The organism is Clostridium tertium (assembly GCF_017873245.1).
In the GTDB taxonomy this organism is placed as follows: Bacteria; Bacillota; Clostridia; order Clostridiales; family Clostridiaceae; genus Clostridium; species Clostridium tertium.
Genome location: NZ_JAGGJY010000001.1, coordinates 533,659 through 547,957, shown reverse-complemented (window position 1 = coordinate 547,957; position 14,299 = coordinate 533,659). Strand labels below are relative to the sequence as shown.

Annotated in this window: 9 protein-coding genes; all 9 read right to left on the bottom strand. The window is 27.5% G+C overall.

Annotated elements, in window-relative coordinates:
• Positions 1 to 97: 97 nt before the first annotated feature.
• On the bottom strand, positions 98 to 3,325 hold the full coding sequence (locus tag J2Z25_RS02580) for an FtsX-like permease family protein (RefSeq protein WP_209738095.1): 3,228 nt from the start codon (positions 3,323 to 3,325) through the stop codon (positions 98 to 100).
• Positions 3,325 to 4,029 (bottom strand): ABC transporter ATP-binding protein, encoded by a 705-nt coding sequence (locus J2Z25_RS02575; protein ID WP_008678616.1) that lies wholly within the window; start codon positions 4,027 to 4,029, stop codon positions 3,325 to 3,327. Before J2Z25_RS02575 ends, J2Z25_RS02580 begins: the two co-directional genes overlap by 1 nt.
• A 15-nt stretch (positions 4,030 to 4,044) precedes the next feature.
• A complete protein-coding gene (locus J2Z25_RS02570; protein WP_209738094.1) occupies positions 4,045 to 4,989 on the bottom strand; it encodes a diacylglycerol/lipid kinase family protein in 945 nt (314 codons plus the stop codon).
• Positions 4,990 to 5,165: 176 nt separating this feature from the next.
• The gene (locus J2Z25_RS02565; protein ID WP_209738092.1) at positions 5,166 to 6,407 is read right to left on the bottom strand and encodes a 2-hydroxyacyl-CoA dehydratase; all 1,242 of its coding nucleotides are present in this window, start codon (positions 6,405 to 6,407) and stop codon (positions 5,166 to 5,168) included.
• A 5-nt stretch (positions 6,408 to 6,412) separates the two neighbouring features.
• Positions 6,413 to 9,331 (bottom strand): acyl-CoA dehydratase activase, encoded by a 2,919-nt coding sequence (locus J2Z25_RS02560; RefSeq protein ID WP_209738089.1) that lies wholly within the window; start codon positions 9,329 to 9,331, stop codon positions 6,413 to 6,415.
• A gap of 77 nt (positions 9,332 to 9,408) precedes the next feature.
• A complete protein-coding gene (locus J2Z25_RS02555; RefSeq protein WP_008678614.1) occupies positions 9,409 to 10,425 on the bottom strand; it encodes a LacI family DNA-binding transcriptional regulator in 1,017 nt (338 codons plus the stop codon).
• A 100-nt stretch (positions 10,426 to 10,525) separates the two neighbouring features.
• Positions 10,526 to 12,043 carry a UDP-glucose--hexose-1-phosphate uridylyltransferase gene (galT, locus tag J2Z25_RS02550; protein ID WP_209738088.1) on the bottom strand — a complete coding sequence of 506 codons (1,518 nt, stop codon included), beginning with the start codon at positions 12,041 to 12,043 and terminating at the stop codon, positions 10,526 to 10,528.
• A gap of 8 nt (positions 12,044 to 12,051) precedes the next feature.
• Positions 12,052 to 13,038: a UDP-glucose 4-epimerase GalE gene (gene galE / locus J2Z25_RS02545; protein WP_008678612.1), complete on the bottom strand. Its 987-nt coding sequence runs from the start codon at positions 13,036 to 13,038 to the stop codon at positions 12,052 to 12,054.
• A gap of 11 nt (positions 13,039 to 13,049) precedes the next feature.
• A complete protein-coding gene (locus J2Z25_RS02540) occupies positions 13,050 to 14,213 on the bottom strand; it encodes a galactokinase (protein ID WP_008678611.1) in 1,164 nt (387 codons plus the stop codon).
• Between the last annotated feature and the right edge of the window lie 86 nt (positions 14,214 to 14,299).

Genomic DNA, 14,299 nt, shown 5'->3' with positions numbered 1-14,299 from the left:
TTTATATACATAATATAGTATATACTTTTCAACAAAAATGGTTCTTTTATATAAATCAATAAAAAAAGATAGAAGTTTCCCTCTATCTTATCTTTCATTAATCAACTGATTTTAATGATTCAATCATTTTAACTTTTTTTAGTTTATAATACATAACAATATTTACAAGTACTGCAAATACTATTGTAAGTAGTGCCGATATTATAAAACTTAATGAATCAATACTTCTTCCAAACATCATATTATCCATTTCCACTGTAATCATTATGAATCTATGTAGAAATACTCCTAAAATTTCACCAAACACAATACCAAACACTGTTAATATTATATTTTCCCTATAAATATACGCAGATACTTCATTATTATAAAATCCTAATACCTTTATAGTCGCAATTTCTCTGATTCTTTCACTGATATTTACATTAGTTAAATTATAAAGAACAACAAAGGCTAATGCCCCAGCTGATACTATCATTACTAAAACAACATAATTTAAACTTTTAATTGTATTATCAAAATTATCTTTTATACCAGTATTAAAAGATACACTCTTAACTATAGGCTTATCCATAATTGATTTTGAGAATTGGTCTTCATTTTCTATTATAGAAGTATTAACTAAGATAGAATTAAAGTTACTATCAATATCAAATTTTTCTTTATAATATTTAGAGGACATATAAAGATAATTAAATGTATAATTTTCTGCTATTCCAGAAACCTTCAATGAAAATTCTTTATTGTTAACTTTAACTTTCACATCATCGCCAACTTTAACATTTGCCTTTGTTGCTGCTTTTTCTGAAAGTATTACTCCATCATTATTTAATTTAAGCTTCTCTTTAGATAACCTATTTTGTAGATTTATAAACTGATCTAGCTTATCTAAAGATTCAGGAACTATAATATAAATATCTTTATCTCCGTCACCAGTAACTATCTTAGCACTTTCTGATTGTATCATTAATAGCTTATCTACTTCTGATAAACCACTTATATCTGAAATAATGTCTTGTTTTTCTAATTCACTAGAATCTTTATCTATACTAATAGTTAAATTATATCTAAATATTTCTCCAAATTGCTTATCTACTATAGTCTTTATTGAATCTTTAATTCCAAAGCCAGTAACAATTAAAGCTGTACATCCTGCAATACCAAAAACAGTCATAAAAAATCTTTTCTTATACCTAAATATATTTCTTACTGTTACTTTCCCAATAAAACTTAGCTTATTCCAAATAAAATTAATTCTTTCAATTAAAATTCTCTTTCCATCTTTAGGAGGCTTAGGTCTCATTAAAGCTGAAGGTGTTTCAATTAACTCTTTATAGCATGCAAAAAATGCAGATAGTGTAGTAACTAAAATAGCTATTATAGTTATAGAAATTGATATTGGTATATTAAACTCTAATTCAACTTTAGGTAAAGTATACATAATACCATAGGCATCAAAAACTACTATTGGGAATATAGTTAATCCTATTGCAAGACCTACTATACTACCTAAAAAGCTAGCTAAAAAAGAATATATAAGATATTTTGATACTATCTTATATTTTGAATATCCTAAAGCTTTTAATGTTCCAATATTTATTCTTTGCTCATCTACCATTCTAGTCATAGTTGTTAAACATACTAAAGCTGCAACTAAAAAAAAGAATACTGGAAATATTTTAGCTAACTTGTCTATACTATCAGCGTTATTTTTATAATCTACATAAGAATAATGACTATTTCTATCTAATATATACCAACTAGGCTCTTCAATACTCTTTACATCATTTTCTGCTTTTTTAATTTTAGCCTCTGCAGATGAAATTTCTCTTTCGAATATTTCTTTAGATTTTTCGTATTCTTCTTTTCCCTTTTCTAACTCTTCTTTTCCATTTTTAAGTTCTAATTTTGAACTCTCAAATCGATTAATTGCTTCTTTTTTAGAAGATTCTAATTGACTTTTCTTTTCACTTAATAAATTTTCGCCATTTATTAATTCATTTTCCTTAGTTGTAATTTCTATTTCTGCTAGCCTTAATTTTTCTTCTCCACTTTTAATTTCATTACTAATATATTCTATACCTTTAACTACTTCATCTCTACTTTTAGTTAAAACTTCTAGCTCAATATTTAATTTGTTTTTTTTCTCTTCTGAAATATTAGGGGCTTGTACAGCTAATTCTAATTCATTAACTTTTGTATCTAAACCTACTTTTGTGTCATTTAAAGTTGAAAGAGTGCTTTTAGCTATATTAATTTGCCTTTCTGCATTTAACTTTTCTGATTCAAAAGCCCTTTTTGCAGATTCTAAAGTAGCTTTACCATCATTTATTTTATATTCTGATAAAGCAATTTGATTTTCTGCTTGCATAATTGAAATATTAAACTCATTTTCTTTTTTAGTTAATTCGCTTTCTCCATTCTTTAAGAAAGCTTCTGATTCTTCTAATTTCTTTTTAGCCTTATTTAACTCTTCTTGTCCTTCATTTTTTTGATTTTCAATCTCATTTTTGCTACTATTTATCTTCTTATTAGCTTCATTTACTATATCATTGTATCTAATACTTGCTCTATTATCACCTAGTTCTTCTAATGGATTTTCTACAGTATCAATTAAATCAAAATATTTATTTGAGTATGAATTTAATTCTTTAGCACCTTCCACTGTTACATATGCTTCCGTATATGCAGGAATTTTAAAATTTTCTTGTGGGATAACAATAAAACTAGATATTTTTCCATTACCTATACTTGATCTACCTTTTTCAAATGATAAATAATAAGGAGTTTGTACTTTACCTACAACTTCATATTCAACATTTTCTAATTTATCACTTAATAAATCACTTGTACCTGATGTAAGTTTAATTTTACTTCCTATAGATAAATTTAAAGATTCCAACTTTCCTGCTTCTATGACACATTCATTAGGATTTTCAGGAAGATTTCCTTCTACTAATTTATATTTATTAACATAATTAGAATTATTTAAAGGAATTCCCATAACCTTCAGTACACTTTCTGAAGAATCTATTGTGGTTATTGCATCCAATGAGTAAGTTGCAAATACATCTAAGACACCATTAACTTTACTTATCTCATCTATATCTTCATCTGTAAATCCTAGAGTAGAATATAATGTTAAATCCATAAGATTATAATCATCATAATACTTATCTGCAGTTCTTTTCATATCAACAGGAGATACTTTTATGCCAGAGAAAAAAGCAACACCTAAAGCTATTATTGCAAATATAGAAAAAAATCTTCCTTTTGATTTCTTAATATCTCCAATAACATCTTTCATAAAAGCATTTTTAAACATTACCACTCAATCCTTTCTACTGGAATAGGATTTTCATTTAATGTGATACTTTCAATCATCCCATTTTTAACCTTAATAACCTTATCTCCCATTGGAGTTAATGCAAGATTATGTGTTATTATTACTACTGTCATATTATATTTTTTACATGTATCTTGTAGCAATTTTAATATTGCTTTTCCAGTATTATAATCTAAAGCACCAGTTGGCTCATCACATAATAATAATTTGGGGTTCTTAGCTAATGCTCTTGCTATTGCAACGCGTTGTTGCTCTCCTCCTGAAAGTTGAGCTGGAAAATTATCTTTTCTTTTTTCTAAGCCAACTGCATTTAAAATTTCAAAAGGATCTAATGGATTTTTGCAAATTTGAGTAGCTAACTCAACATTTTCTAATGCAGTCAGGTTTTGTACCAAGTTGTAAAACTGAAATACAAATCCAATATCATAACGCCTGTATGTGATAAGTTCTTTTTCCGAATATTTATTCACCTTATTATTATCTACTATAATCTCTCCAGAACTTGCAGTATCCATTCCACCTAAAATATTTAAAATAGTGCTTTTACCTGCTCCACTAGCACCTGCTACTATCACAAATTCACCTTTTTCAATATTGAATGAAACTCCACTTAAAGCATCAATATTTACTTCACCCATCTTATATGTTTTCTTAACATCTTTAAACTCTATAAAGCTACTCAAAGATATCCCTCACTTTTATATTAAATTTATTTCTTCATCTATTTCTTTATGTGGTATAAGAAACTTAATTGCTTTATTTTCAAGAGAAATACTTAAATTATCATGAATAAAAATTTCTCCATCAACACATATTGTAAACTTTTCTTTAGATCTAACATTTATACTTTTGCATTTTTTGTAAATAATATAGTCTCTTAATTCATCACTTTCAAGATGTTTTCCTTCTTTATAAAGCTTTATTAATTTTATTAATTTAACTCTTGAAACTTTTTTGATAATACATAAATCAATAAATCCATCATTAACTTCTGCTAAAGGAGCCCCTATATAACCACCACCATAAGATTTTCCATTTGCAATTGCACATAATAAAAAATCTCCATGGATTAATTCATTATTATCTATCATTATATCAAAAGTATTATACATCTTATGAATTAATGAATAAAATATTGAAAGTGTATATGCACCTTGTCCATTTACAAATGGAAATTTTTTGAACTTAACCATATTCTCTGCAACTTTTGCATCAAACCCTATATTACATAAATTTACTGAATATAAACCATTTACATTTAATAAATCTACCTCTTGAGTCTCTGACTTTATATGTCTAGTTATATCATAAAAATTTATTTCTGATTCAAAGTTTTTTACAAAATCATTGCCTGTCCCATATGGAATAACTGAAACGCTTGCATTTTCGTAACCAATAATTCCATTGATTACTTCATTTAAAGTTCCATCTCCTCCACATGCATAAAACCTCAAATTTCCTTCTTCACTTTCACATATATTTTTTACATAATTAGTCGCATCATTTTTTCCTTTTGTTATATAAATTCTATATTCATCATACAAATCTTTAAATATTTCATTTATATCATTACTTATTTTATCTGAAACATTAACTTTGCCTGCTTCAGGATTTATCACAAAAAAGTGTTTGTTTTTAGTCATATTTTTTCCTCTCTACCATGATAATGGTTATTTAAAACTGTTCAAAATAAGTATACTATATAAATTTATATTTATCATCATTTTTTATTTTATCAATACCATTTACTACATAAAAATTAAAGCTATATCTATTATACAAGCTTATAGATATAGCTTATTAGTAAATAACATTTTATTTATAAGTAAACATTTAGCTTTGCATTTGATAGCATTAATTTAATTCTATTTTCCTGATTTATTTGAGATTGAGATGGATCATAATCTATAACTACTATATTAGCATTAGGATTCTTTTCTAATATTTTTCTAATGGCCCCTCTTCCTACTATATGATTAGGTAAACATCCAAAAGGTTCAGCACAAATTATATTATTTGCACCTATTTTTATAAGTTCTATCATATTAGCAACTAATAGCCAGCCTTCTCCCATTTTTACTCCATACCCTATATATCCATCTGCCATTTTTCTAACTTCTTCAAAATCTGTAGGTGCTTCAAACTTAGAATACTTTTCTATATTACTATTTATCTTTCTTTGTAGTCTTAAAATGAATTTATAAGCTACCTTTGCAAATTTAGACTTAATAAATCCCCTTTTATATAACTTATAATCTATTATTGAATTTAGTATGCAATAATTAACAAAATCCATAAGTCCAGATTGAACAACTTCTGCATCTTCTTTAACTAAAAATTCTTCTAGATGATTATTACCCATTCTAGAATATTTCATATATATTTCTCCAACAATTCCTACCTTTATTTTTTCTTTTTTATTTATGTCGATATTATCAAAAGCTTTTATAATTACTTTTGAAATTTTTGAAACGTTCATATATTTTATTCCTGAAAAATTTTTATTTAAATATTCTATCATCTCGTCTAATGCTTTGTCTGTTTCTCCATCATTAATTTCATACGGCTTAACTTTATTATATAAGCACATAATTAAATCACCATATAGTACAGCATAAACTGCTTTCAAAATTATTGATGAGCTTAATTTTAAACCTGGGTGTTTTTCAATTCCAGTTAAACTTAATCCAATAGCTGGTACTTCTTCAAAACCACTATTTTCTAAAGCTTTTCTAATTAAATGAATATAATTAGAAGCTCTACACCCTCCCCCTGTTTGACTCATAAGTAAAGCAGTTTTATTTATATCATATTTACCACTTTTTAATGCAGAAATAAATTGGCCAATAACTATCATTGCAGGATAACAGATATCATTATTAGAATATTTAAGACCTGCATCTATTATTGTAGATACATCATCTTCTAAAAACTCTATATCAAAACCATAGTCTTTTAAAATTTTATCTAATATTTTGAAATGAATTGGTAGCATATTCGGTACTAAAATTTTATAATTTTCTTTCATTTCTTTAGTAAAAATCTTATATTCATAATTCATAGTTCTCACCTACTCTTAATTGCTTCAACCATACTTCTTATTCTAATTTTTGCTGCTCCTAAATTACTAGTTTCATCTATTTTTAATTGAGTATATAATTTACCTTTATCCTCCAATATTCTTTTGGTTTCATCAGCTGTTATTGCATCTGTACCACATCCAAATGAAACTAATTGAACTAACTGCATATCGTAATTATTAACTACAAAATTTGCTGCATTAAATAATCTTGCTTGATATGTCCATTGATTTAGCATTTTTACTTCTTTATTGCTTTTATCTATTGGTATTGAATCTTCAGTTAATATAACCAACCCTAAAGAGTTCATCATTTTATCTATACCATGATTTATTTCTTTATCTACATGATATGGTCTTCCGGCTAAAACAACAATTAATAAATTATTTTCTCTAGCATACTTAATAGCTTTCTTTCCTCTATCTAGAATATCTATCTTATATTGTCTATACTCTTCAATTGCTCTTTCATAAGCAAACTTTACTTTTTCTTTACTTATCCAATTATAATAATACTTTAAGGAATTATATAAGTTATCAACTGTACTTTTACTTGAATTTAAATCTAAGTATGGACTTATATAATTAAATTCTTTTAATTTAGAAATATTATTTTTAACAACTTCTGGATAATAAGCTACAACTGGACAATTAAAACAATTATCGGATATTCCTTCATCAAAATTATATGTCATACAAGGGTAAAATATATTTTTTATATCTTTACTTATAAGACTTTCAATATGTCCATGACTAAGCTTTGCAGGATAACATACTGTATCTGATGGAATAGTATGTTGCCCCTTTAAATAAAGCTTTTTTGACGAATCCTCAGATAAAACTACTTTAATATCTAATTCATTAAAAAACTTTACAAAGAAAGGTAAATTTTCATACATATTTAAAACCATTGGAATTCCTATAGTATCCTTTATCCCATCATTATCAGCATATTCCATAATCTTATTATTTTTATATTCATAAAGATTAGGAATATTATTATCATTGTATTTTCCAGTTGGCTTTGAACATCTGTTACCTGATATATACTTTTTACCACCTGCAAATGTATTTATAGTTAAATTGCACTTATTAGTGCATAAACCACATTTAGCACCTTTAGATTCATGATTAAAATTTTTAATGCTTTCCTTATCTATAATTTGAGATTTTTCTATATTTTGACTTTTAGCATATAAAGCAGCTCCATATGCTCCCATTAACCCAGAAATATTTGATCTTATTACATTTTGTCCTAATTCAAGTTCTAAACTTCTTAATATAGCGTCATTACATAAGGTTCCTCCTTGAACTATAACATTCTTTCCTATGTTTTTAGTTCTAATAACCTTATACAATGCATTTTTAACAATACTCATCGAAAGTCCTGCTGAAACATCTTCAATAGTTGCTCCATCTCTTTGAGCTTGCTTTACTGATGAATTCATAAAAACAGTACACCTAGACCCTAAATCTGCTGGATGCTGTGCAAATAATCCTAGCTTTGCAAAACTTTCAGCATCATATCCCATAGCTTTTGCAAAAGTTTCTATAAATGATCCGCATCCTGAAGAGCACGCCTCATTTAAAATAATGCTTTTAATTGATTGATTTTCTATTTCAAAACATTTTATATCTTGTCCACCAATATCAAGTATAAAATCTACATCCGGATTAAATCTACTTGCTGCTATATAGTGAGCTAATGTTTCAACTATTCCAAAATCTATCCCGAATCCCTTTTTTATAAGTTCTTCCCCATATCCAGTAACAGAACTTCCTTTTATATTTATTCTATCTCCAAATTCTTTATAAATGTATTCTAATTGCTCTTTTATTATTTTAACTGGATTCCCTTCATTATGTGCATAATAATGATATAAAATATTATCATCTTTATCTATAAGAACTAATTTTGTAGTAGTACTTCCTGCGTCTATTCCTAGATACGCATCACCATTAAAGTTATTTATATCTCTATCTAATACTTTAGCTTTATTATGTCTTTCTATAAAGCTTTTATATTCTTCCTTAGTTGAAAATAAAGGTTTAATATACTTTTTCATATCTACATTTATATTATTAGAATATGATAGTTTTGAAATTAGTTTTTCATATGTATATGTTCTATCTTCATTATTTGAAAATAACGCAGCACCTCTTGCTACAAAAACTTCTGCATCATTAGGTATTATTGCTTCCTCATCCTTTAAGTTTAGATCTTTTATAAATCTTTCTCTTAGTCCCTTGTAAAAAAATAATGGCCCCCCTAAAAATAATATATTTCCCTTTATTTCTCTACCTTGAGCGAGCCCACCAATTGTTTGATTTACTACAGCTTCATAAATACTTGCAGCAATATCTGATTTACTTGCTCCTTGATTTAATAAAGGTTGAACGTCAGATTTTGCAAATACTCCACATCTTGATGCAATTGGATATATACTATTATATTCTAAGCTAATTTCATCTAATTCTTCTACTGTTATTCCCATTAAGCTTGCCATTTGATCTATAAAAGCCCCTGTTCCACCAGCACAACTCGAATTCATTCTTTCCTCTAACCCATTAGTTAAATAAATTATTTTTGCATCTTCTCCACCTAATTCAATAACAACATCAATATTATTAAATAACTTTTTTACACCAATAGTTGTTGCAAATACTTCTTGAACAAAGGAAATACTTGTATCTTTAGCAACACCATATCCTGATGAACCTGTTATAGAAACTTTTATATCATTATTTATTAACAAATCCCTTATTAATATAATTTCTTCTAATATAGTTTCCCTAACTTTTGTAAGGTGTCTCTTATAAGACTTATATTTTACATTATCATTTTCATCCAATAATACTAACTTTACTGTAGTTGAACCTGCATCTATACCAAGTCTATATATCACTTCAATTCCCCCCGCCTATATAATTATCTAATATAAACAAGCCCTATAAGTAGTATACTACTTATAGGGCAAAAAAATTATACTAATTTACAACTATCTCTAATAATTAATTTAACTGGCAAAACAATTTTTTTACTTAGGCTTCTTTCATCTTTTATTCTTTCTATAAGAGTATTAAGAGCAGTTTCCCCCATAAAATCAGTAAATACTTTTACTGTTGTTAATGATGGAGATAAGTATTGAGCTGTTGCAATATCATCAAACCCAACTATACTTATATCATCTGGGATCTTATATCCATTTTCTTGTATAGCCTTATAAGCTCCTATAGCCATAGGATCACTTGCAATAAAAAAAGCTGATGGAATATTGTTTAAATTTAAAGCTTTACTCATAAGATTATATCCATCCTCTGGTGTAAAATCACCTTTAAATATCCAATTATCATTTAAATTATCGATTTCATTCATGAAATCTTTATATGTTGCTTCTCTATAATTTACAAGTTCTACACCGTTATTGTTATTATTATGTGGAATAACCTTAGCTCCTATATATCCTATATCCTTATGACCTAAAGAATATAAATATTCTAGTGCTTTTCTAACTCCATATTTTAAGTCCACAACAATTGAATCAAATTCCCACTCATCAGGAGATGAATCTATAAATACTATATTTTGAGATAGTTCCCTAAGTTTTTTAATTTCATCATCTTGGAATATTCCTATAGCAATTATTCCATCTAATCCCTTATAATTTGAGGTATCATCATTTAATATTTTAGTATAGTATAATGATTTAAAATCTATATTGTCTTCAATACATTTTTTTTCTATAGTCATTCTAATAGATAAAAAATATGGATCATTTAATTCCTTAACTTCAGTAAATGAACATATTATGCCAATAGTATGATTTTTAAGTTTACTTTTTCTTTCTTTTATTGTAACGTAATTCATTTCTTCAGCTATGCTTAAAACCTTTTTTCTAGTATCCTCAGAAACGTTTAGAGTTTTATCTAAATTTAAAATACGCGAAACTGTCGAAATAGAAACTCCAGCAGCACTTGCAATATCTTTTATAGTCGCCATTATAATCACCTCGATTATCTTTATAATACTTTATAATATCTTAAATAACAATTAAAGATGAGGCAAACTTAATTTTAATATTGCCTCACCTTATATCTTATTAATTAATTGTTTCTTTTAAGCTATTTATATATCTTTTCATAGCTTCTTTTCCATCTTCATCCCATTTAAATACTCCACAATGTTCAAGAACTTTTGAAAATACCTTTCCAACTTCCTTTTCTATAATGGAATCCACATTTTCTTTATTTATAAATTGATTATTTCTTTTTATTTCTTCATACCAATTTAAATGAATTTTCATTTCTTCATTATTATAAATATCGTCAGTATCATTAACTAAAGCTAACTTTATAATTTCCAATTCATCTTTTAGTCTAGCTGGAAGTACTGCAAGTCCTAACACTTCTATTAAGCCTATATTTTCTTTTTTAATATTATGAAGTTCTTTATGGGGATGGAAAATTCCATCTGGATGCTCTTCACTAGTTCTATTATTTCTAAGCACTAAATCTAGAACATAAAATTCTCCGTCTTTTCTAGCTATAGGTGTTATTGTATTGTGAGGAATTTCATTAGTGTAAGAATATACATCAACAATAGAATCACTATAATTTCTCCAATGAACTAAAACTTTATCGGCTAGTTCACTTAATTCTATTCTATTTCTTCCCTTTAATCTTAATACAGTTAATGGCCATTTAACAATAGATAATTCAATATTTTTATAACTATTTAAATTGAATTTATAAACATCTTTTGCTTTATCCATTGCAAATTCATAATTTCCCCCCTGATAATGATCGTGTGTAAGAATAGATCCTCCAACTATAGGTAAGTCTGCATTAGATCCTACAAAATAATGAGGAAATTTTTCTATAAACTCTAATAATCTGTTAAAGGTATTCTTTGTTATTTTCATAGGCACATGTTCACCTGCAAAAACAATACAATGCTCATTATAATATGCATAAGGTGAGTACTGTAAATACCAACTTTCATTATTCAATTCCATCGGTATTATTCTTATATTTTGCCTTGCAGGATGATTTATTCTACCTCTATACCCCTCATTTTCCTTACACAATAAACACTTAGGATACTTAGCCGGTGGTAAATTCTTTGCTGCAGCAATGGCTTTAGGGTCTTTTTCAGGCTTTGATAAATTTATAGTTATATCTAAATCTCCATATTCTGTACTGGATTTCCATACTAAATTCTGTGCTATTCTATCAGTTCTAACATAATCACATGCCTTACTTATATTGTATAAATAAGAGGTAGCGCTTTCTTTTGATTCTTTATAACGATTGTAAAACTCACGTATAACCTCTGAAGGTCTTGGCATTAAAACTCCCATAATCTTAGTATCTAGTAAATCTCTATATATAGGAGAATTAGATTCTAATATTCCATTATTAAATGCATAATCTAATATATTACCTAGTATCTCAGTTGGAGTATTTAAATTTTCATCCTCTATTTCAAAATCTTCATATTCATCAAGATTTAATACATCTAATAAACCATTTCTTATAAATATTTCATCATCTTTAGTAAAAAGCTCATGCTTCAATCCATATTGAATAAGTCTTTTGATTTCCCTACAAATATTCATATCATCACCTACTTATCAAAACCTGTTGGGTTATTCTTATGCCAATTCCAAGCTGAAGCTATTATATCTTCAACATTAGTATATTTTGGGCTCCATTTTAAAGTATTTCTTGCTTTTTCAGCTGAGGCTATTAATCTAGCTGGATCTCCAGCCCTTCTTTCACAAATCTTAGCTGGGATCTCGTGACCAGTAACTCTTCTTGCAGCTTCTATCATTTCTTTAACTGAAAATCCACTTCCATTTCCTAAGTTGAATATATTACTAGAATTTCCACCTCTAAGATGCTCTACCGCAAGAATATGAGCATTAGCTAAGTCTATTACGTGAATATAGTCTCTAATGCAAGTACCATCCTCTGTATCATAGTCATCTCCAAAAATAGATATAAATTCTCTCTTACCTAGAGGAACTTGTAGTATTAAAGGAATCAAATGAGTTTCAGGACTATGATCTTCTCCAATACTTCCGCTTACATGAGCTCCGGCAACATTAAAGTATCTAAGTGATACATATTTAACTCCATGTGCTATATCTGCCCATTTCATCATTTTTTCCATTGCAAGCTTTGTTTCTCCATATGCATTAGTTGGTTCAGTTCTATCTGTTTCAACTATAGGCATTTTAGTAGCTTCACCATAAGTTGCAGCTGTAGAAGAAAATACAATTTTCTTAACATTATTTGCAATCATAACCTTTAATAAAACTTCTGTTCCATGAACATTATTATTGTAATATTTTAAAGGATTTGTCATGCTTTCTCCAACTAAAGAATTAGCTGCAAAATGAATAACTTCTGTTATATCATTTTCTTTAAATACCTTATCAAGCTCCTCTTCATTTCTTATATCAACCTTATAAAATTTAGCTTTGGGATTCACTGCTTCTATATGCCCAGTTTCTAAATTATCTACAACTATTACTTCTTCGCCTTTATCTACTAACTGATAAACAGTATGACTTCCTATATAACCTGCTCCACCACAAACTAATATCATTTCTATACCTCCTAAATTTCTCTAGTTCCATCGCCTATATTTGCTATATAGAAACTAGCTTCGTATCCTATTTTTTCTTTATACCCTTGCCCTACTTTTTCTATAAAATCTTGAGCTCTATCTTTTTTAACTAATGCAACTGTGCATCCACCAAATCCTGCACCAGTCATTCTAGCCCCTATTGTAGCTTCATGATTCCATGCAAGTTCAACTAATGTGTCTAATTCAATTCCTGTAACTTCATAGTCATCTCTTAAAGAAATATGAGATTCATTCATAAGTTTACCAAAAGTACTTAAATCATTTTTTGCTAGTGCTTCTTTAGCCATTAATGTTCTTTGATTTTCATATACTGCATGTTTAGCTCTCTTAATTCTTATTTCACTATCTATTAAATTCTTATTATTTTCAAAATCCTCTATTGATAATTCACCTAATGAATTTATATTTAGCTTTGTTTTTAACTCTTCTAATGCTTGCTCACATTCGCTTCTACGTTCGTTATATTTAGAATCAGCTAACCCTCTTCTCTTATTTGTATTTGCAATTACTAATATTTCATCTTTTAATTCGACAGGACAATAATTATATTTTAAAGTGTTACAATCTAAAAGTATAGCATTATTCTTCTTACCCATTCCAATTGCAAATTGGTCCATTATACCACAATTAACTCCAACGAATTTATTTTCTGCCTCTTGAGAAAATTTTACTAAATCTACTCTATCTATCTTTAATTCAAATAGGTTGTCCATCATCACAGCTATTAAAAGTTCTAATGATGCTGAGGATGAAAGCCCTGCTCCATTTGGAATATTACCATAAACAGCTATATCAAACCCTATATTTATATCATATCCATGTTTTTTCATCACATCGATTACACCTTTAGGGTAATTAACCCAATCATGGGACTTTTCATAACTAATGTTGTCTAAATCAAATTCAATAATACCTATATCCTCAAAGTTGCTTGAATACATTCTTACTTTTTTATCATTTCTTAAGCTTATAACTCCATAAGTTCCAAAGCTTAATGCACAAGGAAATACATTTCCTCCATTATAATCAGTGTGTTCACCAATTAAATTTACTCTACCAGGTGAAAAAAATGTTTTGCAATTTTCTTTTTCTCCAAATACTTTTTTAAAAGTAGCATTAATTTCGTTTCTCATAACAACTCTCCCAATCATATTTTAGATTTCTTTACAATACTATAATATCACCCCAGGAAAATTTTATCAATATATATTTGATTTTT

What these genes read in the sequence shown, in the direction of transcription:
- J2Z25_RS02580 (WP_209738095.1), bottom strand. Translation starts at nt 3,325, where the DNA reads ATGTTTAAAAATGCTTTTATGAAAGATGTTATTGGAGATATTAAGAAA.
- J2Z25_RS02570 (WP_209738094.1), bottom strand. Translation starts at nt 4,989, where the DNA reads ATGACTAAAAACAAACACTTTTTTGTGATAAATCCTGAAGCAGGCAAA.
- J2Z25_RS02565 (WP_209738092.1), bottom strand. Translation starts at nt 6,407, where the DNA reads ATGAATTATGAATATAAGATTTTTACTAAAGAAATGAAAGAAAATTAT.
- J2Z25_RS02555 (WP_008678614.1), bottom strand. Translation starts at nt 10,425, where the DNA reads ATGGCGACTATAAAAGATATTGCAAGTGCTGCTGGAGTTTCTATTTCG.
- galT (WP_209738088.1), bottom strand. Translation starts at nt 12,043, where the DNA reads ATGAATATTTGTAGGGAAATCAAAAGACTTATTCAATATGGATTGAAG.
- galE (WP_008678612.1), bottom strand. Translation starts at nt 13,038, where the DNA reads ATGATATTAGTTTGTGGTGGAGCAGGTTATATAGGAAGTCATACTGTT.
- J2Z25_RS02540 (WP_008678611.1), bottom strand. Translation starts at nt 14,213, where the DNA reads ATGAGAAACGAAATTAATGCTACTTTTAAAAAAGTATTTGGAGAAAAA.